The sequence below is a fragment of the Desulfomicrobium macestii genome (assembly GCF_014873765.1).
Taxonomy (GTDB): domain Bacteria; phylum Desulfobacterota; class Desulfovibrionia; order Desulfovibrionales; family Desulfomicrobiaceae; genus Desulfomicrobium; species Desulfomicrobium macestii.
This window is the reverse complement of the sequence record NZ_JADBGG010000030.1, coordinates 14,523-39,381: the sequence shown is the minus strand read 5'-3', so window position 1 is coordinate 39,381 and position 24,859 is coordinate 14,523. Positions and strand designations below refer to the sequence as shown.

Annotated in this window: 20 protein-coding genes and 1 CRISPR repeat array; of the genes, 15 read left to right on the top strand and 5 right to left on the bottom strand. The window is 51.5% G+C overall.

Annotated features, from left to right (window positions below; translation table 11 throughout):
- Nucleotides 1-17 precede the first annotated feature (17 nt).
- The 10 genes from H4684_RS16275 (at nucleotide 18) to H4684_RS16230 (ending at nucleotide 13,344) form a co-directional block, all read left to right on the top strand.
- Nucleotides 18-1,448 (top strand): tetratricopeptide repeat protein, encoded by a 1,431-nt coding sequence (locus H4684_RS16275; RefSeq protein ID WP_192624558.1) that lies wholly within the window; start codon nucleotides 18-20, stop codon nucleotides 1,446-1,448.
- Nucleotides 1,445-3,052 (top strand): CRISPR-associated primase-polymerase type A1, encoded by a 1,608-nt coding sequence (locus tag H4684_RS16270; RefSeq protein ID WP_192624557.1) that lies wholly within the window; start codon nucleotides 1,445-1,447, stop codon nucleotides 3,050-3,052. The genes H4684_RS16275 and H4684_RS16270 overlap by 4 nt, the downstream gene beginning before the upstream one ends.
- 46 nt (nucleotides 3,053-3,098) lie before the next feature.
- Nucleotides 3,099-4,154 (top strand): CRISPR-associated endonuclease Cas1, encoded by a 1,056-nt coding sequence (cas1, locus tag H4684_RS16265; protein ID WP_192624556.1) that lies wholly within the window; start codon nucleotides 3,099-3,101, stop codon nucleotides 4,152-4,154.
- Complete coding sequence (gene cas2 / locus H4684_RS16260; protein WP_192624555.1) at nucleotides 4,154-4,432, top strand: CRISPR-associated endonuclease Cas2; 279 nt, start codon at nucleotides 4,154-4,156, stop codon at nucleotides 4,430-4,432. Before cas1 ends, cas2 begins: the two co-directional genes overlap by 1 nt.
- A 388-nt stretch (nucleotides 4,433-4,820) precedes the next feature.
- Nucleotides 4,821-6,797: direct repeats of the CRISPR family, unit length 36 nt; unit sequence CTCTGAATGCATGACCCGATTCGAGGGGATTAAGAC.
- A 252-nt stretch (nucleotides 6,798-7,049) separates the two neighbouring features.
- Nucleotides 7,050-8,069 carry a hypothetical protein gene (locus tag H4684_RS16255; protein ID WP_192624554.1) on the top strand — a complete coding sequence of 340 codons (1,020 nt, stop codon included), beginning with the start codon at nucleotides 7,050-7,052 and terminating at the stop codon, nucleotides 8,067-8,069.
- A 225-nt stretch (nucleotides 8,070-8,294) separates the two neighbouring features.
- Nucleotides 8,295-9,317, top strand: coding sequence for a DUF1848 domain-containing protein (locus H4684_RS16250; RefSeq protein WP_192624553.1), 1,023 nt, complete (start codon nucleotides 8,295-8,297; stop codon nucleotides 9,315-9,317).
- Between the two features lie 79 nt (nucleotides 9,318-9,396).
- Nucleotides 9,397-10,764 (top strand): TIGR02221 family CRISPR-associated protein, encoded by a 1,368-nt coding sequence (gene csx2, locus H4684_RS16245; RefSeq protein ID WP_192624552.1) that lies wholly within the window; start codon nucleotides 9,397-9,399, stop codon nucleotides 10,762-10,764.
- A gap of 141 nt (nucleotides 10,765-10,905) precedes the next feature.
- On the top strand, nucleotides 10,906-11,583 hold the full coding sequence (locus H4684_RS16240) for a hypothetical protein (protein WP_192624551.1): 678 nt from the start codon (nucleotides 10,906-10,908) through the stop codon (nucleotides 11,581-11,583).
- 164 nt (nucleotides 11,584-11,747) lie between these two features.
- Entirely contained in the window at nucleotides 11,748-11,972 is a 225-nt protein-coding gene (locus H4684_RS16235; RefSeq protein WP_192624550.1) for a hypothetical protein, read from the top strand.
- Nucleotides 11,973-12,861: 889 nt separating this feature from the next.
- Nucleotides 12,862-13,344, top strand: coding sequence for a hypothetical protein (locus tag H4684_RS16230; protein ID WP_192624549.1), 483 nt, complete (start codon nucleotides 12,862-12,864; stop codon nucleotides 13,342-13,344).
- Between the two features lie 108 nt (nucleotides 13,345-13,452).
- Here the strand turns inward: H4684_RS16230 and H4684_RS16225 are convergent, their stop codons facing one another.
- The 5 genes from H4684_RS16225 to H4684_RS16205 all read right to left on the bottom strand — a co-directional run bounded on the left by H4684_RS16225 (nucleotide 13,453) and on the right by H4684_RS16205 (nucleotide 19,425).
- Complete coding sequence (locus H4684_RS16225) at nucleotides 13,453-15,522, bottom strand: hypothetical protein (protein ID WP_192624548.1); 2,070 nt, start codon at nucleotides 15,520-15,522, stop codon at nucleotides 13,453-13,455.
- Complete coding sequence (locus tag H4684_RS16220) at nucleotides 15,509-16,627, bottom strand: hypothetical protein (RefSeq protein ID WP_192624547.1); 1,119 nt, start codon at nucleotides 16,625-16,627, stop codon at nucleotides 15,509-15,511. The genes H4684_RS16225 and H4684_RS16220 overlap by 14 nt, the downstream gene beginning before the upstream one ends.
- A 15-nt stretch (nucleotides 16,628-16,642) precedes the next feature.
- Nucleotides 16,643-17,656 (bottom strand): hypothetical protein, encoded by a 1,014-nt coding sequence (locus H4684_RS16215; RefSeq protein WP_192624546.1) that lies wholly within the window; start codon nucleotides 17,654-17,656, stop codon nucleotides 16,643-16,645.
- Complete coding sequence (locus tag H4684_RS16210) at nucleotides 17,653-18,099, bottom strand: hypothetical protein (protein WP_192624545.1); 447 nt, start codon at nucleotides 18,097-18,099, stop codon at nucleotides 17,653-17,655. Before H4684_RS16210 ends, H4684_RS16215 begins: the two co-directional genes overlap by 4 nt.
- A gap of 1,032 nt (nucleotides 18,100-19,131) precedes the next feature.
- On the bottom strand, nucleotides 19,132-19,425 hold the full coding sequence (locus H4684_RS16205; protein ID WP_192624544.1) for a hypothetical protein: 294 nt from the start codon (nucleotides 19,423-19,425) through the stop codon (nucleotides 19,132-19,134).
- 515 nt (nucleotides 19,426-19,940) lie between these two features.
- Between H4684_RS16205 and fabG the strand changes: the two genes are divergently transcribed.
- The 5 genes from fabG to H4684_RS16180 are packed head-to-tail and all read left to right on the top strand — an operon-like array spanning nucleotide 19,941 to nucleotide 24,853.
- Nucleotides 19,941-20,669 (top strand): 3-oxoacyl-ACP reductase FabG, encoded by a 729-nt coding sequence (fabG, locus tag H4684_RS16200; protein WP_192624543.1) that lies wholly within the window; start codon nucleotides 19,941-19,943, stop codon nucleotides 20,667-20,669.
- A gap of 20 nt (nucleotides 20,670-20,689) precedes the next feature.
- Nucleotides 20,690-21,907, top strand: coding sequence for a beta-ketoacyl-[acyl-carrier-protein] synthase family protein (locus H4684_RS16195; RefSeq protein WP_192624542.1), 1,218 nt, complete (start codon nucleotides 20,690-20,692; stop codon nucleotides 21,905-21,907).
- Nucleotides 21,907-23,376, top strand: a complete 1,470-nt coding sequence (locus H4684_RS16190) for a phytoene desaturase family protein (RefSeq protein ID WP_192624541.1) — start codon at nucleotides 21,907-21,909, stop codon at nucleotides 23,374-23,376. The genes H4684_RS16195 and H4684_RS16190 overlap by 1 nt, the downstream gene beginning before the upstream one ends.
- The gene (locus H4684_RS16185; protein WP_192624540.1) at nucleotides 23,367-24,599 is read left to right on the top strand and encodes a beta-ketoacyl-[acyl-carrier-protein] synthase family protein; all 1,233 of its coding nucleotides are present in this window, start codon (nucleotides 23,367-23,369) and stop codon (nucleotides 24,597-24,599) included. Before H4684_RS16190 ends, H4684_RS16185 begins: the two co-directional genes overlap by 10 nt.
- Nucleotides 24,596-24,853, top strand: a complete 258-nt coding sequence (locus H4684_RS16180) for an acyl carrier protein (RefSeq protein ID WP_092192606.1) — start codon at nucleotides 24,596-24,598, stop codon at nucleotides 24,851-24,853. Before H4684_RS16185 ends, H4684_RS16180 begins: the two co-directional genes overlap by 4 nt.
- Nucleotides 24,854-24,859: the final 6 nt, after the last annotated feature.

Sequence of the window (24,859 nt, the reverse complement as noted above, 5' to 3'; positions counted from 1 at the left end):
ATACCCAGGAGGAACGCATGAACAGCCAAGCCGTCCGCATCATCTCTCTGCCGTCCGCCGAAAAAGAAACACCGAAGCCCCAGGCCGTCCCGGTGTCGTCCACAGAACTCCAGCAGCAGGGAGCGCTGCCCATTGACCTGAGCCCGGACGCGATTGGGGCTGTTGTCGATCCCTTTGCAGCACTTGCAGACAGCTTTGGCGGTGCGGAACAGGCATGCAAGCTCCGTGACCGGGTCCTGGCAGAGATCGGTAGCCTTCAGGCCGAAAACCGCTGGCAGGAAATCCTGGATCTTTTCTACCCCATCGAAGATCACGAACCGTCCCTGATTACCCATGGCCTGGACATGGAGATCCGTTCCAGCCTGGGGTTCGTCCTCGGCCAGCTCAAGCGCTTCGACCAAGCCCTGGCCGAGTTGCGAATATGCGTCCAGCGCGACCCTGAAAATTTTCGCTACCGGTCGTCCCTCGGGTACACGCTCATGAGCAGTCTGCAGGCCGCAAACGCCAAGGAGATCATTCTTCCTGGCCAGGAAAAGAGAACCCGACTGCAGGAGGCCCACGAACATTTCCGCAAGGCCCAGTCCATCCTGCCCGACCGGGTCACGCCGTTCTATCGCGAAGGCAGACTCTTCAAGGACTTCGACAGAAAGCCCGAAAAAGCCCTGCCCCTGCTGGCCCAGGCCGTGCGCAACTGGGATGAATATCCCCCGGAGACGCGTCTGAGCCGCCACCAGGAACGCAAAAATGCCGTAAAGGCAAGATACGCCCTTGCCTCGTGCATGCTCCAGGAAGGACAAGTTGCGACTGCTCTCGAACATGTCAGGATCGTAATCGAAGAGGACGCCCGGACCTCCTACCTGAAAAACGAGCACAAGCATTTCGCAGAGGGCAAGGCCCTGCATGCACTTGGGCGCTTCGAAGAGGCACTGAAAGCTCTGGACGCTGCGGCGTTGTTCACCAACCCGACGGATGGAGACTATGTTCACGAACTGAGCGGACGCTGCCACTTGGCCATGGGCAATGCGGAGCAGGGACTGCAGGCTATTGAACGCATCCCCCAGAAGGCTCGTCGCCCCTACGTGCGTTGGACCGAAGCTGACTGCCTCGTCGCCCTTGGCCGCATCGAGGAAGCTCGACGCATCCTCCTGGCTTGTTGTGAGCGCGACCGGCGGGGACGCCACAAGGGTCTCACCCGTCTGGCCCGCATCGCCTACAACCAGGGAAACTTCGCCGACGTGGCCGCCTTTGCTGAAAAAGCCGTGGCGTTCCACATGGAAGCGTACTCCACCCCATGCGCCGACGGCCTTTTCTGGCAGTCCGTGGCCGCCCTGCGATCGGGACAAAGGGAAAAGGCCCTCGGCTTCGAACGCGACCTCTCCGCCCACCGTCCACGCTACCCATGGCTCCCCAAGCTTCGCCAGGCATTGCGCGAGGGGGGATGCCAGTGAACGCGATCCCAAAACAAACCCAAGGAGCCGTCCAGTACGACCTTCTGCTAGACAATCTGCGTCAGCAGGTCCTCACCGGCCATAACCCCGACAAAACCACAGCCTTACTCTCCCGCACGGAACTGTTTGAGCATCTGAATCCCGAGCAACTCCTGTCCTGGGCCTCCTGCGCCCAGATCGCTGGAAACATCGCCATTGCCGAAAAGGCATTCGATCACCTCCACGAACATTATCCCGATTCCGAGGAAGCGTGGAACGAGCACAGGGACTACCTCCAGGCCATGAATGATAGCGTTGGGCTTGCCACCCTCCGCGCACAATGCAGGGTTCGAGCCCCGCAGTTTCTCGCCCTTTTCCATACGCAGCCCCAAGGCTGGGAACGCGAAGCGGAAATTCCGGACGCCTCCTTTGTGACCATGAACCGAGAAAAAATACTCATTTCGCGCTTCATGGAAATATTCCGAGGCCGCGAGGACTGCTTCGCCCGTCAGTGGGTCGACAAAGCGGAAGGTAAAAGCGGGTACATGCCGGTAAGGCGTCCCATGACGGAACAGGATCTGCGCGAGCACCTCTCGGGGCTCCGGACATTCGGCATATATCTCATGCAGGCCGATGGCCGGGTGCGGATAGGTGTCATAGATGCAGACCTGCGCAAAGATCTCCGCCAGCCATCTCTTCCTGCGTCCCAACGCGACTCCGTACGTCGGGAACTCGCTTATATTCTGGAACGAATTCCAGCCCTGGCGGGTGACATGGGGCTATCATGCATCGTCGAATTCAGCGGTTCCAAGGGCTACCATTTCTGGTTTCCCTTCGACGACCCGGTGGACCCTGCAAAGCTCAGGAGCATATTGCATAACTTTTCGAATTCGCTGGCAAAAGACCTGCCATGCTTCACTCTGGAGGTGTTTCCAAAGCAGGATCACTTGTCGGGCAAGGGTCTTGGGAATCTGGTCAAGCTGCCGCTCGGTATTCACCGCCTCTCCGGCAAACCTTCCCGCTTTCTGCCGGGGGATCGTGGAGATGCGTGGAGGCAGCTGGAAAAACTCGAGCAAGCGACTATAAACTCCGTGGCCGCTCTGTCCGCTGCGAAAGCCGCACCCAAGGCCACTGTCGTTGAGCACCCTTCATTCAAGCGATGGAAAAACGACTACCCCGAGTTGGCCGCCATCTCGGCAGCCTGCCCGCTTCTTGCGGGCATCTTCAGCCTGTGTCGAGAAGGCCGCGCCCTCTCCGTCCGAGAAGAGCGCGTTCTGTTCGGTGTCCTCGGATTTCTGGACAGGCGGGGAGCCGTTCTGCACGCCCTGCTCGGCAACCAGGCCGAATACAACCGGCACCTCGTTGACTACCGCATCTCGCGTCTGCGCGGCACCCCTCTGGGATGCAAAAAAATCCACGCGTTGCTCGAAAGCAGCCGCGATCTCTGTGATTTTCCTCCAGGGGCGGCTTACGGGCATCCGCTACTGTTTGTTGACGGCTGGCAAAGCGGCAGATGCGGACAGTCCGAAAACGTCTCCAACCTTCAGGATGCTCTCGACCAATTACGTCAAAGTCTGGAACTGGTCGGCCGTTTTCTGCCTGAGCCCGGCAAGGCCATGACATGATGCGAAGAGTTCGCAAATGCGCACTCCCTGACAGGTGGAGGCAATAGTGGAACGAATATATCTGCTTGAACCGGGGACGTTCCTCAAAAAGGAAGGAACGAACCTGGCCCTGACGCGTGACGGAAAAGTCATCGACAGAGTATCTTTAGACGGACTCAAGCAGCTGACCCTCATCGGCTACACGTCCCTCAGCGGAGCCGTGCTGCGCGCGCTCGTTCGCAACAGGATCGAAACCGTCCTGCTCACACCGACCGGACGTTTCGAGGGCAGACTCTGTGTTGATGAACACAAACAGGTCCTCCGACGCAAGGCCCAATACCTCAGGTTGTCGGATCCGGTGATGCAGGCAGCCGTTGCCGAGAGCATTGTCAAAGGCAAACTGCGGAGCCAAGCCCGACTCCTGCTCCTTAGGGGGCAACAATTCGGGGAGCCCACACTTCTCGCTTCTGGAGCGGCCATCCGCGCGCTGGAGAAGGGCTTTCCCTCCGGCATGACCGATCTTGACTTCATACGCGGGGTCGAAGGACACGGAAGCCGTATCTATTTCAGCGCATTTCCAGACATGCTTCGCAACCCTGACTTCACCTTCCCTGGCAGGGTCAAACGTCCGCCGACGGACCCGGTTAATGCCCTGCTGTCCTTCGTGTATTCCGTACTGACGAACGAGGTACTTTCGGCCATCCAGCGCGTGGGTCTCGACCCCTATCTCGGCAGCCTCCATGAAGTGTCCTATGGCCGGCCTTCTCTGGCTTGCGATCTTGTGGAGGAATGGCGTGCATTTATTGCAGACCGCCTGGTTCTCGGCCTGCTGAACCGCAAGTCAATCTCGCCGGACAATTTTGTTTACCGTCCATCTGATCAAAAAGTCTTCGCTGATGAAGAGGAACTCAAAGCAAGGCGCCCGGTCGAAATGAAGCCCGCGACGATGCGAGCCTTGCTAAAAGCCTACGACGCATGGATGAATACGCGGGTCCTAGATCCTGCGGACGGCAAAAAAACTTCCTACAGGGAGATCCTCTTCGCTCAGGCAAGGCGCTTCAATTCCTGGATTATGGGCGAGAGCGAAATGTACCTGCCCTTCGCATGGGACAAGGTGCGCTGATGTACTACCTGATCAGCTATGATATCACCGAAGACCGTTTCCGTACCAAGGCGGCCAAACTGTTGCAGGGCTACGGACGGCGTGTACAGAAATCCGTCTTTGAATGCCCTAACCTGACCGAAAGGCAGCTTCTGAAAATTCAGGACGAGTTGGACCGCCTCATCGATCATGAAACGGATAGCGTTCGCTTCTACCGCCAATGCAAGGGATGTCTGGCGCAATTCGAACTGGTCGGAGCGGGCCAGGAACCGGAAATGGCAGCAAGCGGTTATTATTGAGACAAAGCATCACATCTGCGGCGCTCACCTGGCTCGGCAGGTGAACCTGAAAAAAGAGTATCAGAACGTTTGCTGTGAATACGTTCTACTGCCGTTTTGCAACAATCGAAGGTGAACCGCGCGCACTCCCGATGCCACAGCGTGAATCGCACCGAAAAAAGTCTCTCACGCATCTCCGTAGTTTTTTGAATAATCTGCTATCCGCCTGATATTGCACACCCGGCGAAAATCGATACGTGAGAGCGGTTTTTCGTTGCAAAATTGGATGGTTAGTATATAAAAAGTACGCATTGGATGGCACACAAAATTTCCCGAGGCCCTTTTTTAGGGGGGATCCGTGAGAGCGCCTCCCGCAACCCTTGCAAACCCTGAACTCAGAGACCCAAGACTCTGAATGCATGACCCGATTCGAGGGGATTAAGACATGAAAAGCCTATTATCAAATAGGCATAGCCAACGCCCTCTGAATGCATGACCCGATTCGAGGGGATTAAGACGAGAAGCCTTCGGCCTTCAACATGCGTTTAAGCTCTGAATGCATGACCCGATTCGAGGGGATTAAGACCTCTACGTTGGCCGAGCCGCACTTCATCACGCCAGCCTCTGAATGCATGACCCGATTCGAGGGGATTAAGACTTTCCGCTCTCGCTTCCACGTTGGAGCATGTTTACTCTCTGAATGCATGACCCGATTCGAGGGGATTAAGACATAGCAGATGCAGGAACAGTCTCTTTAGAATCGTCTCTGAATGCATGACCCGATTCGAGGGGATTAAGACGTACATGCTGCATGGTGCGCATGGCTCTTCCGAAAACTCTGAATGCATGACCCGATTCGAGGGGATTAAGACGTTTCTGTCCTTGCTTGCCGCGAATTCCACCGCTCGCTCTGAATGCATGACCCGATTCGAGGGGATTAAGACCGGATCTACAGCGAGGTACAGCTTCTGGCCGGCACGCTCTGAATGCATGACCCGATTCGAGGGGATTAAGACTCAGTACTGCCTCTAGTCCCTTGATCGGCCGTCCTGCTCTGAATGCATGACCCGATTCGAGGGGATTAAGACATCTCGCGTCTAGCCGTTGACGACGCGACGGAAGGTGCTCTGAATGCATGACCCGATTCGAGGGGATTAAGACTGCTTTTTGCCATTACGACAGCTCCTTTGTGACGGCTCTGAATGCATGACCCGATTCGAGGGGATTAAGACTTCTCCTCAACCTCTCTCCACCACCACGCCCGGAACTCTGAATGCATGACCCGATTCGAGGGGATTAAGACCAGCGACGTGCCGTTATCAATGTCAACAATGACAGCTCTGAATGCATGACCCGATTCGAGGGGATTAAGACTAGCTCCCTGGCCTTACTGCGGACACCTATGTCCATCTCTGAATGCATGACCCGATTCGAGGGGATTAAGACTAACGGCGGGGATATGCGTCCAATTAAGGCGTTGTGCCTCTGAATGCATGACCCGATTCGAGGGGATTAAGACAAGGCGCCTGTCAGCACGCTGGCGTTGATGGCAAGGCTCTGAATGCATGACCCGATTCGAGGGGATTAAGACGGATCGACGTACCCGGACAAGATGCCACCGAACGTGCTCTGAATGCATGACCCGATTCGAGGGGATTAAGACACCTTTCGAAAGGTAGTTCCCGCAAAACTCGGCAGTCCTCTGAATGCATGACCCGATTCGAGGGGATTAAGACGAGGCCGTTGGAGTTGGGGTAGGTTTCGAAGATCAACTCTGAATGCATGACCCGATTCGAGGGGATTAAGACTTCGTTGTTCTTCTTTGCCATGACGTAAACTCTCTTCTCTGAATGCATGACCCGATTCGAGGGGATTAAGACGTGGTCAACAGGACGCTAACCTTCGCGCCGGAATCTCTCTGAATGCATGACCCGATTCGAGGGGATTAAGACTGTAACAGCGTCCTGATGCAATATCGTAAACCATGCCCTCTGAATGCATGACCCGATTCGAGGGGATTAAGACATATTGTGAGGCCGGGGCATAGCCGCCCATCTCGTCTCTGAATGCATGACCCGATTCGAGGGGATTAAGACTCGTCACGAACGTTGGCTTGTCATCACGGATACCGACTCTGAATGCATGACCCGATTCGAGGGGATTAAGACCGATGAGAGGAAAAACATTGCCAATGTTTCAGACGGGCTCTGAATGCATGACCCGATTCGAGGGGATTAAGACAGTCGTATACAGGAACTTGCACTTGTTGCTCAAGGTAGCTCTGAATGCATGACCCGATTCGAGGGGATTAAGACAGCTGCATGGTGTTCATAGATGCCTCCTTGTTGGTCTCTGAATGCATGACCCGATTCGAGGGGATATAAGAGATTCAACTGTAGCACTGTGGAATTTCAACGCCTCGTTCTTAAGCAGCTTTCTCCCATCTTGATTTTTGAAATTCTGCAAAAATGCTAAGTTCCGCCCTCAGCCCATCCGCTACCAACTACTTGAAAACGTAGATCAAATCAAAACAACTCGCTTATTCCCGAACAAATAACCCAACTTCTTGAAATTAGCGTATCCATTCCCGTCACTCTCTTCATAACGCAAACACCACGCGCAGAAGGGAGGTTGACACATGAATGGACTTTACTACACGGAAGATTCTTCTTGGGATCATACGATTCCAACATATCTTCAGGACGTCCTCTTTTCCGCTGGCTCCCTTGGTGCGCGCTACTGCCAACTTCGCGAAGACGCCAAGTCGAATCTGCACTCGGATTTAGACAAGATCCGTTGCTATCTTGGCACATATTTCCCCAGAAGCTTCTGTGAAAGCTACAATCTTCATTCGCTGCTGCTTGGGCTTGCACCGCTCAGACGTACTTGGAATGCCAAGGCCGAGCTGAATGTGCTGGATTTTGGTTCCGGAACCGGGGGCAACCTCTGTGGTTTGGTTCATGCCCTCGCCTCTTTGGGCTTCAGAGCCAAGCTTAATGTATACTCCATCGACGGCAACAAAGAAGCCCTTTCCCTTCAGGCGGGCATCCTTGATCATGTCCGGCATAACGTGGGTATGAGGGTCGAACAACACCGCATCCACAAAATCTTCTCCAATGATCCTTCCACATTTTCCCGTGAATTTCATGGCATCATGGGCGAACTCCCCCAAAAGTTCGATCTGGTCATGGCGTGGAAATCCATCTCGGAGCTCTTCATTGCCGACCGGACTTCTATCAACGCAAGCTATGGGCACTTCCTGGAAGCCTGCGCTCCTCGCCTCGCCTGCCACGGGGTCATTTCCATGCTGGACGTAACCATCAAATCCAGAGGAAGATGGCTACCGACAGTGATGACTCAGGAGTTGAGCCGTTTCGTGCACCAGAACGAAGGCACCGAGCTCATCATGCCTTTTGGATGCGCGCAGAAGCAAGGCCCGTGCTCCCTTGCCGGTTGCTACCCGAAATTCAATTTTCCCGTCGCACACAGGCAATGCGGCAATGACAGGACCAAATTTTCCTATTTCGCGATAGGAAATAGCGGCCTGGCGTCGTCGATTCGGGATATTCTCCCGAATGCGATGCCCTGCCCTGAAGAATGCGGCAGGAATTGCGTGCCGTATCCGGGACCACCACTTCGCTTCACGGAGATGCGCTAAAGGGATCCAAGCTGGCCACCGCTACGGGGTTATTGAAGAATTCCAGACAGCCGGTTTGTTCAAAAGGGAGAAACGCGAGGAGCATGAAAACTCAGGTTCGAATTGTATTGGGACAGGTGAGGATCTGGATTTTTTGCAGGGATCAAACGAATCGCCGTTTTTCAACGACCTGAACATGAACTCGATTGTCACTTGATGGTTAACAGTTACGAAAAAGGAGCCTCCATGAAAGCAGCCCCTTGGGAAAAAGTCACCCTTTCCCTGCCCCAGGCCCGCGAAGTCCAGGCAGTAGCGCCTGTTATCATCTCGGCCAGCAGATCGACCGACCTTCCCGCCTTTCATTCCGAATGGTTCATGAACCGTCTGCGAGCTGGTCATGCGGCATGGCGCAACCCTTTCAATCAGGCTGTGCAGTACGTTTCGTTCATGCGTACGCGTGTGGTCGTTTTCTGGACCAAAAACCCCGCCCCGCTGCTCCCACACCTGCAGGAAATCGAGGACATGGGCATCAACTACTATTTCCAGTTCACAATCAACGACTACGAAACCCAAGGATGGGAACCGAATGTGCCCCGACTGGAAAGCCGTATCGAGACAATGGCCAGACTGTCCGCTCGAATCGGGCGGGACCGGATTATATGGCGCTTCGATCCTTTGCTGCTGTCAGATACCGTGACGGAAGATGTTCTGGCCAAAAAAGTTCAACGGGTTGGGAATCTTGCGCATCCGTACACGTCAAAACTGGTCTTCAGTTTTGCGGATATTGCCGCCTACAGGAAAGTCCGCACCAATCTCGCCTCGGCCGGCATCAACTACAGCGAATTCGATACTGCGGGCATGATGCGGATGGCGCAACGCATAGCGGAGATGAACCACGGCTGGGGTCTTGACTTGGCTACCTGCGCCGAAGCGGAAAATTTCGAAAAGCTTGGAATCATGCACAACCGCTGCATCGACGGAGAGCTCATGCTTCGTCTTTTCCCTTCCGACAGTGAATTGCGGCGTTTCCTTAACCCCAGGCAGCGTCCTCTTATGCTGGGCATGTCCGATCTGGACTCGAAATGGCAGGATAAAATCAAGGACGCCGGACAGCGCAAGGAGTGTGGGTGCATCGTCAGCAAGGACATTGGTGCCTACAATACCTGCGCACACCTCTGCACTTACTGCTACGCCAACACATCTGAGCGGGTGGTGATGAAAAACCTCGCACGGCGGGCAGCAGACGAGGCGTGCATCGTGAGCGCATGAAAATCATTGTCAGAGTACAACGCCGCCAAGATGCAGGCGGTGCCATATCGCTTCAACCGAGAACATCGAGGAGCCATCCATGAGCAAAGTTTTCATCAGTTTCCTTGGGACAGGATCCAACCCGGACGATAGCACGAAAATCGGATACGATGAAGTCAGCTACTCCATTGGGGACAAGACGCTGCCCTCAACCCACTTTGCCCAGAGGGCCATCCTCGAGTACCATCACCCGGCAAGCTTTGACCGGATTCACATATTCATGACGGAACAATCCAGGATAAAGCACTGGACACCCCTCCGGGATCAACTGCTCTCGCTGGGCGCGAAAGAAGACGCCCTTCGCGACAATGCCTCGCTCACCACACGGATGGATTCTGAAGACCAATGGCAGTGGTTTGAAATCCTTCTCGACGCCATCCAAGACGACGATGACGTCATCATGGATTTCACTCACGGATTCCGATCGGTCCCGATCGTTTTCTCATCGGCCATCGGCTTCCTGCAGAAGGCGCGCAAATTCAGGCTGCTGCACGCCTACTACGGCTATGTGGAGAAAGAAAACAAAACCAAAACGGTCGTAAAGGCAGAAATCGTCGACATGGCAGGCTTCTACCGCATCAATGACTGGGCCGATGCCGTAGCCAGACTGACCGAGACCGCCGACGCTTCAAAACTCGCCATGCTGGCGGAAGAAGAAAAAGGCAGCAGTTTCGAGGCCCTCAACGACCAGAAGCTTATTGAAGCCCTCCAAAGCCTGACCGACCTCATCAAGAATATTGACGTCAACCGGGTCGGCACAATTGCCGACGCTGCGCTTGGCATCATTGAAAAAAAGATTGGCGAAAGCTCCGGGGCAAACCTTTGCCTGCTTGAGATGGTCAGGGACAAGTTCGGTGAACTTGCATGCCAACAACCGCCCTCTGGCCGGTACGACGAGGCCTATTTCCGCACCCAACTAATCTTGGCCGAGATGCTGCTCAAGCACCACCTGCCAATGCAGGCCTTCACGGTGATGCGAGAGTGCGTGGCGTCAATAGGAATGCTTGGGGTACAGGAAAAATACACAAAGAAATGCATGCTCACCAAAGAAGGTAGGGGTTACCGCAGGAGATTCGGGGAAGTGTTTGCTTCCATGAGCCAGTATCCCAAGGCTGACTGGAAGTTCGAGAAACCTGAGGAAGCGTTGCGGTTCACCCCGCTCGTAATCAACGACTACAAACATCTGAAACCATTCTGGGAACAACTCGAGGAGCTTGGCATCGCAGAGATTCTCCAGGGATTTTTTGGAGATATGGCGAAACTACGCAATGGTTTCGATCATGCCTGGATCATCAAGAACGGAGTTCCGGCAAACGTAATCGAGTCGGGCAAGCAGTATCTGGAAGCACTGAAAACGATCTTCGAAAAACTCCGCGAAGCAGGCCTGCTGCCTTTGCCTCGGCAGTGATCCGGTGAGGACACGCGCCTTACACATTGAGAAAAGTAAGCAAGAGGCATCAACAATGAAGCCTCCAAAAGACTTCACAAAGAGAAAAACTTGCAGCGTCCCTTACATTATCATCCACATAGTCGCAATCTGGAGGCTCTCATGGAATATTCGATCACGACCTCATCCATCACCAACCTTACCAGCGTTTTCCATTTCGAAGATTTGAAGCGAGATTTCCCCTTCAACATCAAGGTTGCGACCAAACCAGAGGCCAAAAGGGATATCCGGTTTTTTGGGCCTGGAATATACTCTATCTTTGATGTCATCGACAACAGGATGATTTACATTGGAATTTACACACCAACAGACAGCGTTATCGACAAACGTTTCAGAAAGCATATCCAGACGCTGACGCTTCGCGGGAAGGAAGTTACGTTTAAAAGTAGCCTTCCAAAAAGCGTTTTCCTCTCAAAAATTGGGAGTGAGGGTCTTGTTCAAGACCTGAATAGATGCAGATCCTTTGACGAACTCTTGGTCAAGGACAGATGCGTATCGCATATCAACAAAGTGAGATATGCTGCTGCCAACTGGGACGAATTCAGAAACTGGACGCCAGGCAAAAACTCTACGCGCGGGACAGAGACCCGTTTTTCGTTTCAATTTGACAAAATCATTGGCGAAAAGGTGGACAAGAAAATGCTGAAAAATATCGAGTCACGGCTCATTTCGTGCTTCAATCCTTTGACAAACAGCTCACACTCGGCTGCGTATAAGCCCGAATACGAGTCTCAGAGCAAGCTCACCGACATCGTCAAGACAATTGTCTCGCAAAAATAAAATCACAGCTTGGAATTCTCAAAGGCAATTATCCCGTTCAAAGGAACAAACAGCGCAACGACTCACGCAACCAGGAGGAGCATATAACCTTCGCCATCTGCCAGAAATGCGGCGCGGAAAAGTTCGGGGCAGTGACCCATTGCCCGGCCTGCGGATATTGTCCAATGAACGGATCTGACAGGGATGTCGCACTCGCGATGCTGTTCAGCGACCATTATCTGGATACAAAAAACCTTAAGGCGCTTGGCCGGGACATCGCCGCTGGCGTTGACGTGGAAGTGGAGGGTGCTGCCCTCGACACCATGACTCAACACGTAACAAAGCATTTTAACAAGTTCCGAAAACGCGCCGAGCCTTCCCGCAAATGGTGGCAATTCTGGAAAGATTAGACCGATCCCCGCTGTTGAAGCCCCATCTTTTGTCCGCAGATTGCATCTCAGGCACGATAGCATGCAGCTTGTGTTGAGGTTTGGATATGAACTGCCGAAAGACTGATTCGAACAGCGCAATCCTCCCCCTCGTGGTCGTGCAACCAGAAGTTAAGCGGGGGGTGGTGTAAGCTGGCTAATAAATAGTAACAATTATTAATAATATCAAAAAAAGAAAATCCGACCTCCTAATAACCAGCCTAACCCGTCAGATCTTCAAAAGTGGACTTCGGTCTGCCCAACTCCGCTTTCATAGGGCCCTCCCAATCTTATCGACTTGGGGCCAAGGGAACGGCCATGGAAATGGAGGCCGAGGGAGAGGCAATGGAAAAGGCCATGGGCGCGGGATCACGGTATCCCCACAAACGGTTCCAGAAGCTTTTGAACCAGAAGCGACAATCTGGGGATAAACAGCGTCATTAGTGGTCATGGGGCGTCCTCCTGCATGTTGAAAGTAGTCTCCAGGATTCAAGGAATTCCCTATCCTCACCAGTCGACACGCTCGCGACTAAGAACACTATGGCACTTGCCAGGGCAAGCGGGATGACCACTGGCGCAGCAGCAACACCGAGAGCAGCGGTTCCCACAGTGATCTCACCTGCGGCGGCAGCCCCGCAGACTCCTCCCGCAGCAGTCGCCACGACGTGAGGGTTTATTCGTGGACATGGAGATCATCCTATGATTTGTTTGAGAAAATGCGCAGACTGCTCAGCCCGCTTGACCTACCGGGAAACTACGGGCCACTCAATTCCGGAAGGTTTCCTCCAAGGTTCAGGATTTTTCATCCTACACGCGTCAGTGCAGTCCATAATTTTAATATAACTTACAATAGTAAAAATTTGGGGAAATCATGGACCTAGCAGATCTAAAAGAGGGAGATATTTTTTGTGTAGGACTTATTAGTGGAGCAACAATCATCGGAGCGTATCAAAAGGCAACAGAAGGAATTATTGATGCATTCTTTGTATCGTTAATCAGAGACCCAGAGTCTCAGGAAAAGACATTTTGTTTTAAACCAGTGCTTTCTTGTGCAGCCAAGCAGGTTATTTCAGGACGGGCTTTGGTTTTAATGATGGAAAGCGGTTCAGTTATTGGCATCTATGAACCAGCGCCCACAGTTCTCTCTGCCTACAAATACTTTATCGACAATGAGCAGCTTGTGGGGAAAGTCATCTACGACCACCTGTACGAGCAAGGCCCGAGCAAGGAGTTTGTCGATAAACTCATGGCCGATATGCCAAAGCCCAAACCCAGATGTGAAGACGGGGTGATCAAAGGCGTATTTGGGCCTGATTTTAAAATGATGGAAATTGATGAAAAAGAGGAGGGCTAAAAAACGAAAGAGCTCCAATAACGAGATAATTGGTCGTCCCGACCATTCAAAGCATGCTCCCATCGCAAATCCTGTCTGCAATAGCTACGGGTTGGAGAAAGACGGGTGCTATCGATATGAATAGGGGAAAAGACGAGCCTTTTCCTTTTGCACGATCCGCAAGACCTCTTCTGTGGTCCTTGCCTGCATGAGGCAAGCGAAATGTTCTCCTGAAAGATCCTTACTGCAGACAGGCACAATGGCCCGCCTGACCTGATCGTCCATGTCGGGCAGGCTGTATCCGGCCGAATGGAGCTGCGCCAATGGCAAAAGGGCCATCACCTTGATGGTTGGCCCAGTATCCGGAGATAGACATATGGACAGAGACTCGGAAAGCATATGATACGAGGCCACCTTGTCAGACTCAAGGAGGCCCAGGTTATATGCTATCAGTTGCCAAGGATGCGAACGCTTTCTCTGCGACCTCCATAAATCCGAAATCTCCTGCAGAAGGGCTGTGCGCATTCCGTTTCCAGAATCAACATGGGCGCGCAGCAACGCGTGCATCTGGTATTGATCCATCTCCCTCTGATTCCACCGCCCTTGCATCCATAGCCCGGGTATCCCGCTCAGGGTCTCGAGGGCATCATCCGTCCTTCCTGCAGAGGACAATGCGAACACCTTATAGAGGAGATCCCGGTTTCGCTCCTTCTCCGACATCTGCGAATCAGCGCAAAAACATGAAATGGCCAACTCCAGATAACGCAGGGTTTCCCCAAGAAAGTCGGGACCGCAGAAACCATAATTCTGCCCGATTGTTCCGTAGTATCTGCCCAGACGGCCGTCTTCTCGCCTCCCCCCACCGGCCTGATGGCGCCTGAAGGTCTCCTCCATGGCTCCGACCTCAAACATCGCGTCCCCATCCTCGGGAAGTTCCACAGAAAATACGTAGCGATTATGCCTATCGCCGATAACAGATTGAACATAATGCAGCGCGAGGAGGCTTGCGGCATCTTGGGTGGAAACGATCCGCGGCCGCAGTTCGTCAGCCTGGGCCCTCCACTCCTCAAATTCGGGAAGACTGCCGGTATGATTCATTCGATCCATCTGAAGAACACAGATGGTCCAGGCAAGCAGCGCATCATCTACCGCCACTTTTTTTACAAGCTCCAGTGAAAGACATTGCAGCACCGCCCTCCCGAGCTCGGGCTCGCATTGAAGAGTCGAATCGCACCAACGCTTAAGCTGGGTGACGAGTTCGGCAAGGGAAGTGTCGGTCGTGACGACTTCAGATATGGCCTGACGATTTCGCATAAGCCACGAGACCATCCCACTTTGAAAGGAACAGATCTCCCTGGCCAGTCCGCGCCCGGAGCGAAGCGCGTTTTCGGCCTGGACGATCTTGTTCCCCATCCCCGGTTGGTAACAGGCCATGACCGCCAGTGCCTCGCAGGCATGAGCTACCGGAACGCACTCCAGACGAGATTCGGGCGGGTCGGAACCCTGAGGATAGATGATAAGCTTGAAGCCAAAGCTGGCAGAATTGACCTTTGTTTGGATGTACTTGACGGGTAGTACGGCGCCGAATTCGTCAAGCTGGCCCGTCGAAAGGATCTGAGTATCAGGAAGGCCTTCAATACACGCCGCTGCTGCGAGATAGCAGGGAAGTCCGAGAGACTGGCCAGAAATGATGGGACCGGACACGCCTGGAGAAGCAAGCCCGAAGCAGCATCCCTCCTCCCATTTTTCCTGAACAAGCCGGCTAACCACCTCCAATGCGCGTAGAGAATCCAGCGCAAACGCCTTTGCGCCTGCGGTCGCTACAAGGGGCAAATCACTGCCTATGCCAACCAGGAGTCTCCAGAGATAGCCGGAATGTTCGTCCGCAACGGGCACAAAAAAATCCCGCCACTGCGCCCGTTCGAGAAGCTCCAGATCCGCGCCTGTAACGCCAAAGGCATTCCGGTGCAGCCATGGTCTGGCCCAAGCGGGGGTCCGTTGCGGATACAGCAGATGAGCCACCACCAAGGCCTCACACAGGGAATCACCCAGTTTTTCCGCTCGCAACAATTCTTCCAGCCTTTCAGCAGAACAACGGCGACCCCAGATATTCGGATGAGGGTTCAAAGCATAACCAGAGCCACCTCTTTCCAGGTCATGACTCAGACAATCAAGATCCCGACGTTCAATCCTGCGCATCGTTGACCTGAACCAACAGCAGAACTGGCTCCCCAATATTGAAATCCAGCTGGCTTTTCCCTGGAAAAACCGCGCTGAATATGCCCGCAGACGGATCAAATTCCGCCACGCCCTCTTCGAGTCCTATGTCGGGTCTGCGCCACCAAGCAAACAGGAGGCCTTCCCGGCATTCTTCAGGAAGGCGTCCTGTTATGCGAATAACAGTGTCCTCAAGGTCGGAGCCCAGCACTTCCGCGAGGAAACCGCGACAAGGGTTCGTCGGCCCACCAATCGAAACCACCGTAAAGGGAAGTTGCTCCCCTTCAACAGCTGCCGCCTTGAGCATCAGTTCGTCCGGAAGATTGGCTTCAGCGAGCATCTTCAGGCCATCTTCAACTTTCGGCAGACGGATTCGCGGATCGAATGCCAGGATCTTTCCCCTCACCATTTCGGCATCAGCAAGCTCCTGACGCACGGCATTACGTTCCTGACGACCCATGAGCCGCCCTATGGCCTCCATGGCCATGAATGAAGCGACCTCCAGTTCCAGTTGTCGAAAATGCCAGACAATTGAATCGTCTTCCACATTATGGGCTTCGGAAAGCACGGCATTCCTGACGGAATCCAGGTCATCATGGCCCACTGTCCCAAAACACGAATCGAGATCTGCTTGGTCCAGAGCGTATGTATTCCAAGCTTCGGCCACACCGAAACGCGGACCCAAATCTACATCGCCATCGGCCATCAGGGCTTTCACGTCGAAGAGCTGGGTAACGCGAATGCCGGAAACATCCTCGAAAACGTCCAGAATCAGGACCATAGGTGGATTAACATGTCGGAATCGATCATCCCATCCGCCCTTGGTCGCAACGAGGCTCCAGATCTGCCCGACCTGAACCGACGGTTTTTGGGGTTTCGGCCAATCGTGGGCCATCTGCGTCCCTAGCTCCTCCCAAGCCTCATAATCTATTGATTCTGTTGATTTCATGGCACAAAACGGACAGCCTTTGCGGTGTTCCGCCACGTTTTCCGTCTGCGCCGGATCGCGCAACACGGCATAAGGCGGGCATGTACGGTCCTGGTACATGATGCGCCAGGCCTCTTTGATCGTGGAAATTTTCGTCATATCTGTCCTCTTCTCCTAAGCATAACGGGAACAGTCGTCGTCATTGCACGAGTCGAGAAGCAACTTGCCGAAAAACTGCAAAAGCGCTTCGTTGGCATCGGGCGCTGACAAGCCGTCATGCAGGCTGAAAAACTCACGGATCAAGGCGTCGAGTTTCGCCAGCGGGGCATGGATACCGGATGGTCCTGAATACCCGAGAGCCTTGGCGACGTCTTTCTGCTTCAACCGACAATACCTGATGAGACAGAACAGAAGAACAAGGTTTTGCTGCTCGATTCTATGTATCAAAACACGAGACAGCTCTATTAACATCGCCTCACTGTATGGCCAATCCAGAATGCCGTCGTTCTTGATCCGAACTTCTTCATCTTCTTCGCGGGTTTCATATTCCAAAGGCTCAGCAACCTTTCCAGGCGTTGGGTAAACAATATCTACATCATACCCTTCCCGAATAAATGAGCAAAGCTCACGAATTGGTATGCGGCAATCCGAACCGAGCTCCTGTTCAACTTGCTCTTTGAAAGATTTTGCCAAAACAAGGATCATCTCTTTCGAGTTGATATTGGAAGCATTTATTTGAGGATGAAATGGTTTCATCCCAAAAGCGACAAGTTCTTTATAGGATTCACAAGTAGGTGCCGATTCATAATTAGCCCCATACCAAGAATACTTTCTGCCCGCCTGATACCCAATCTCTTCGCCGGCGGCGTGAAGCACCTGACGAACTCTTTGGTATAGAGGATCCCGGCTTTTCTCTCTCTTGTATAACCCGTACATGTAAACGATTTTTCGGCGCAACCCTTCCCAATCCTGACGACCAACCAAGGCTTCCAGAGCAACCAAGCTTGAGCCATCCTGACCCTTCAAAAATTCCCAGAAAACAGCCACTTCATCCAAGATATCATCGGGGTCTCCGCTATCCGACAGCCAGTCCGGTCGCTTGAGTTTCCGATGTGCCCCCTCCAGACATCGTTGCAAAATTGCATAACATTCCCTGCTTTCCAGCCATCGCTGAAATTCACCCTTCATTTGCAACTCCTGTGAATGCACATTTCCGGAACTTTGCCCTTGAATCCAGGCTGGTCGGAAAAAGTACTGTTCATCGGCAGAGAAAAGGCAAAACGCTCGACAAGAAAGGAATCCCTGTCCGTAACATTGCCGCTCAGCAAAAGCTTACATCCACGGCGAATGAAGCGAGCCCCGATATTTCCAGAGCTTGAGCAAGGACAGACCTGGAAACAATAATTCCCTTTCGCTCCCAGGACAAAGAGAGGGTGTGTTCCCGATGAATGTTTAGTCGCGGGAAATCCACCGGTTATTTTCCGCCACCAGACATTACTCACACCGGAAAAGAGCATGTTCTTCTCCCAATAACGAACGGGCAGCTTAGTCATGGTATCCCCTAGGGTTTCCCAGGCTTCTTGCTTCCGTTTGGCCCATACATCCTCGGCTGCATCAAAAATCTGCTTCATAGGATCTTCTCTACTAAGTGTGTTAAACCAGCGCCACCGACTAGCTTGCATCGGTAAACAAATCTTCAGGAAAAACAAGCCCTCAGGCAACATTTTCACCTCGCCGCAAAGCAGGAGCTTATTCTAACCGTGAGTGAATCGTTGAATTAGATAAGACCGAACGAGCCGATTCATGGGCAGTCGTCCTTGTGGACGACCGTTTTAAGGCGAGGAATACTCTTCACTTATTCATCGGTAATCAGAAGCATCACTCAGAAGGCATGGAACCAACGATAGAAGGAGATCGAATCCGCCCTTTGGGACTGGACAATTAACAAAAACCACTCGGAGGAATGTTTGGCTCGCCTTTACGCCACCCCGGCAAAGGTCCAGCCTGACCGTACCTTATTGAAAATGGCGTAACCTGGTAAGAGTTCCAGCTATGACTCAACCTTTTTGGACTTGACCTTTGCTCCTCCTGGTGGAGTGAGATCTGGATTTGGCGGATGGCGCAGATGGCCAAGCGCGCCTTAGAGAAACAGCCTTGAGGTTATCAACACTGGGATGGCGTTAACGCCGAAGGAAAACCCTGACTTGGCATAGCAGTCATGATTTCCTAATCACGATGGCGCGAGGATTCGAAACTCCAGCCCTCAATACCCAAAGCCAAAGGCTCGCTCATGGGGGCTTCATAAAAATGGGGTATAAAACAGGGGTATTTATTTTTTATCAACCATATCAATTTAAAATAAAAGTAAATATTTCAAAGTTCGACCCCTGGTTGGCCACCATTCAAATAAAAACAGCCCGGATTTCCGGGCTTTTTTATTTCTGTGGCGGGCTCGAGCTATCCCCGCAGTCAGTGTGAACACGTTACCCTCAAAGTTTCCGTAAGGACCAGAAAAAACGCACATCCCTGCGCTGTCATACGCTTTAAAATAATTGACTTTTTTTAAAAGAAACATCAAATGTTCCTGTCAAAAATTGTCATATCTCGCTTTCAGAAAATATCATATATATTGAGATTACGATAATAAAGGATGCACTGCGGAGCTAATTATTCATATTATTTTTATTTTTTTCTGAAGAGTAGCCGTCATTGTAACCATCTATGACGGCATCGGTCTTTCTTTCAATCTTGGCCTGCGCCTTGCCAACAGACCGGCCTACCCATTCGCACCCAGATGCAAGTAGACATGTACACAGTAAGATAAAAACAAAAATGCGAACCATAATTCCTCCATATAAAAATATTTTTTGAAAATTTATTCTAATGGACATAATCTCTAAATTTTTCCATGTATGCAAGTACTTATTTTTTAAGCATACAAAATAAATTGTACTCATAAAATCTCAAAATTTTATCATTATTACGTAAAAATTAATTATATAAAGTCTATTAAAAATACGAAAGAACTCCACCTCACAGCGCTAAAAATAATAGTTATAACTACAGTTAATCGAGTTATAACCTATATTGATTTTTTTCAATATTCTGTATTCGTCGTCGTTATCGAACACAAAAAATATAAAATCAATTGTATATACACATGCGAATAATTAAAAACAATCCTATAACATTCTGTTTTTACATTTTATCCTTGCAATTTCTTCCTGCGCCGTAAACAGACGCATACTAACTATTGATCCAAATATAAATATCTCGTCATAGTCTCTGAATAAATGCTTCCTCGTCGTTTCAAGTGAGCAAAAATCTTGAACCCATGGCCGAAATAGACTCAGCATGGAAAGAAACAATAGATCGTATTCTCCAAAGCTACAAAAAAGCACAGAAATGGAACTTGAATTTTTAACTGTGCATAAATAGCTCCAACTTTTTTCATTTTTTTTAAGGGCTAGTCGTGAATCCTCAAGGAATATCTCTTGTCACAGGTGCCAGCAAAGGAATTGGCGAAGCTGTCGCTATCCGTCTTGCCGAAGCAGGGTTTGACATTTGGCTTAACTATCTAAGTGATCATAAAAACGCTCGTCGAATACAAGGTCAAATTGAAGAATTAGGAAAAAAATGCACACTTGTCCCATTTGATGTTTGTGATTTTAAAGAATGCCAAAAAACACTTGCGCCGCTTCTAGAGAAAGACACGCCGTTTTCAATTGTAAACAACGCTGGAATCACAAAAGATTCTCTTCTGATATGGATGGAAGAAAACGACTGGAACAAAGTTATCAACGTACATTTGTCCGGTTTTTTCAATATCACACGCACAGTACTTCCCTTCATGCTTAGAAAAAGAAAAGGGCGCATCATAAATATTTCATCCACATCTGGAGAAACTGGAGTTGCAGGGCAAGTAAATTACTCTGCTGCGAAGTCCGGACTCATTGGCGCAACACGCTCACTTGCTGTAGAAGTTGCAAAACGAAACATTCTCGTCAATGCTGTCTCCCCGGGATTCATTGATACTGACATGCTTAAGGAACTCCCAATTGAAGAAATATCCAAGAATATTCCATTAGGCCGCATTGGTACCGCTCAAGAGGTCGCAGAAGTTGTTACCTTTCTTTGTTCTCCAGGATCTTCCTACATAACGGGACAAGTAATCTCCGTTAACGGTGGAATTTACACTTAATTTTTTTTACTTTTATAAAAATGAATAAAGTTGCAATTACTGGGATTGGAATTATCTCTACATTGGGAATCAATACTGAAACAGTTTCCAATGCTCTTTATCAGGGAAAATCTGGAATTTTTTTAGATCCTGAACGATCATCACTAGGTTTCTCTTCACCGCTTACTGGATCTATCAAAGGGTTTAACGCAAAAGATTTACTTAATCGCAAGCAATTAAAAACCATGCCAGATTTTGCTGTTTGGGCTTATGCTGCGGTGATGGAGGCCATTGGGCTTTCGGGCCTGGATCCCGTCGACCTTAAAAACGAGAGAACCGGCATTATTTTTGGTTGCGATTCAAGCTGTATCGCAGCGCTTGAGCAGGTTGAACTTCTTCAAAAACGTGGCGAAACAGCCCTCATTGGAAGTGGTCTTGTCTTCAGATCAATGACGTCCTGTATTACCATGAACTTGAACACACTCCTTGGAACCAAAGGAGCGTGCTGGACCCTGAGCGCGGCATGCTCCAGTTCCGGCCATGCCATTGGCCAAGCAGCGGACCTGATCGCTCTTGGCCGTCAAGACCGAGTGATTTGTGGCGGAGCGCAGGAGATCAACTGGCAATCCATCTGCAGCTTTGATGGTCTGGGCGCTTTCTCCACTCGCGTCACGACGCCCGAATCTGCCAGCAGGCCCTTTGACCGTAATCGCGACGGACTTGTTCCCAGCGGAGGCGCCGCGGCCATTCTTCTGGAAAATTGGGACATGGCTGTCGCGCGTGGCGCCAATATCCTTGGAGAACTGGCCGGCTATGGCTTTTCCTCCGATGGCAGCAATCTCTCTGTTCCAAGTGCAGACGGCTTGGCCCGATCTATGAACGGCGCACTGACAGCTGCGAGTGTGACCCCTGGCGACGTCGATTACATTTGCGCGCACGCGACTTCCACTCCTGCGGGAGATGGCGTCGAAGCGAAAAATATCGCTACTGTTTTTAAAGATTATCGCCCCATAACAACCTCGACAAAATCCATGACCGGTCATGAACTCTGGATGTCCGGAGCATCACAGGTTGTTTACTCGACGCTCATGGCCAGGGATGGCTACATCGCGCCGAACATCAATTTCGAGGAGCCAGATGAAGCCACTTCAAAGCTCAACATCGCAACTGAAACGATTCATCGCCCTCCCCGCATGGTCCTCTGCAACGCGGCTGGATTCGGAGGAACTAACTCTTCACTCATCCTGCGTTACACGTAATGCGACAAGACTTTGTAATCATCGGCTCCGGCATTTCTGGCATGACGGCAGCACTGCTTCTCGCGCGTCAAGGGCACAAAGTCACCCTGGTAGAAAAATTTCAATCTGCATCTCCAACAGTGCGTGGCTTTTCTAGACAAGGTGTTTATTTCGACACTGGACTGCATTATACTGGAAGCTTCGCACCAGGTGAAATCCTGGACGTATATTTCAAATATCTTGGCCTCAAGGGTATTGTGCGTGCGCCTTTCGATCCTCATTGTTTCGACAGATTGCGGTATCCCAAACAGAAGGTGGAATTCCAACTCCCTGTCGGCTACGAACAGATTCAAGTAAGACTTTGCGAAAATTTCCCTCGGGAAGCAAAGGCGATTCGTACTTACCTTGCTGATGTTCGCAAAAATTTCGAACATTCACCATTCCTGAATCTGGAGCACAAAGTTTCGGTTGATACTCTTGAAAGCCCCGTCACGCTGGAAACCTATCTTAACGAATTGACCAATGACAGGCTCCTTAAATCAGTACTTGGCATACACGCCCTGCTTTACGGCGTACCTCCGCAGGAAATTGCCTTTTCGGACCATGCAAAAATCGCGGGCTCCTATTACCAATCAGTTCACGGCATCGTCGGTGGTGGCCTGAGCGTAGTACGAGCTTTTGAAGCCGCCCTTGAAGATTCAAAAATTGAAGTCCGTTACGGGAATGGCGCGAAACAGGTGCAACTGACTCCTGCGGGAAAAATATGCGGGTTAATTCTTGATGACAATGAAATCATCGAAACAGATCAAATTCTAAGCACAATTCATCCCGCCAAACTCCTCGAACTCGTTCCGGATGGTGCATTTCGCCCGACCTTCAGCCGCCGCCTTCGCGAACTTGTCGACACCCCTTCTGCCTATATGCTTTTCGGAATTTCCGAAAAACCTCTGCCAATACTTGAGCGAAGCAATCTTTTTGTATGCCCGGAAACAGATGTCGACAATTTTTTCCAACCAAACCGCCTACCTGAGCAGGGCCCGTGGTACCTGGCGTCCACCAAGCAAGACAGTGAAAAACGCGGCGTTGTCGTTATAGCCCCCGGCTCAATACAAGACGTGGCCGCCTGGAAATCATCAAAACTCGGAAAACGCTCCTTTGAGTACCGCGCACACAAACAAAAGCGCCTTGATCATATGCGAACCGCTCTGCTTAAACACGTTCCTGAACTTGAATCTGTTCGTTTTGTCGAAGGGGCGACTCCACTTACGCTTCGAGACTACATGAACACGCCCACCGGCAGCCTGTATGGAATTCGCCACACTGTGAATCAATTCAATCCTGCTCCCGCCACAAGAATTCCGGGCCTCTTGCTCGCAGGACAATCCATTGTCGCCCCTGGCCTTCTTGGGGCAGTGATCTCCGCATTTCTCACCTGCGGATTTATCATCGGTCACAACAAACTTCGCAAGGAATTGAGAGCATGCAACTGAGACGGGTTGTGATCACGGGCGTGGGTGCGGTCTCCCCCTTCGGACAAGGTGCCGAGCGACTCTTCCAAGCTCTGGTGAATGGAGAAAGTGCCATCCGATACATTGCTGACCTGGAAAAAGTTCAAGGACTCGGTCCGCACGTGGCTGGCCTGGTTCAAGGCATAGACATCAAGGATATCCCACGCAAAATTCGACGCACCATGTCACCCATGTCGGTGTATGCCTTGCTCGCCTCGCAGGAGGCCCTGGATCAAGCCCACGTTGACCAAGATCTCCGCACCGGAGGACGATTGGGGATCGCTCTGGGCTCCACTGTAGGAAGCGTGGACGTCATGGAAGATTTTTTTGAAGACTTTTTGAAAAACAGAAGCATCGAAGGCATCAAGTCCATGCTGTTTTTCAAGATCATGGGGCATTCCTGCGCGGCAAACGTTGCGCAGACCCTTGGCATCGCTGGCCGCACGCTTGCACCCTCTGCCGCCTGCGCTACTGGTTGTCAGGCAGTGGGTCTGGCTTATGAAGCCATTGCCTTGGGCAAACAAGACCTCATGCTTTGCGGAGGCGCTGACGAATTCCATCCGCTGACAGCCGCAACATTCGACATCATCCAGGCAGCTTCAACACAATACAACGACCGACCGCAATGCACGCCAAGACCATTTGACCGAGATCGTGACGGCATTGTGTGCTCCGAAGGCGCGGGACTCCTCCTACTGGAATCTTTGGATTCCGCTCAAGCTCGCGGAGCGACTATTCTGGCTGAAATTTCAGGCTTTGCATCCACTTCCGACGCGTCAAGCATTGCCAATCCCGACCCCGAACCCGTTCGGCTTTGCATGGAACTGGCGCTTGCGGAAGCAGGGCTGAACGCTGCCGAAATCGACTACGTCAACGCCCATGCCACAGGCACAGTGCAGGGAGACGAAGCCGAGAGTCGTGCCATCGGAGATCTTTTTGGAGCACACACGCCCGTTTCAAGCCTGAAGGGTCACATGGGTCACGCCATGGCCGCCAGTGGCGCGCTTGAACTCATCGCCTGCGTAAAAATGTTGCGCACCGGCCAAATCATCCCGACCCGCAATCTTGACAACCCTGCCGTGGAATGTTCTGCCGTCGCACTGCCACGCCAGATAGAAAACAAGGTGTTACAAACAATTATAAAAAACAACTTTGCACTGGGCGGAGTAAATTGCGCTATCGTGCTAAGGAGATTTTTCGAATGACGAATGATGAAATCATTGAGCGTACCAATGCCGCAATTGCAGAAGAATTCGAATTGGACATGAACGACTTGGTACCCTCGGCCTCATTCAAGGACGATTTGGGACTCGACAGTCTGGATGCCGTCGACATGGTCATTGTTTTGGAGCAAGAGTTCGGAATTAAAATAGGGAAGGATCCCAAAATATTGAAGATCAGACAACTTTGCGATTTGCATTCCTATGTGATCGACAAAAAAAATGCATTTTTAAACTGAGTAAAT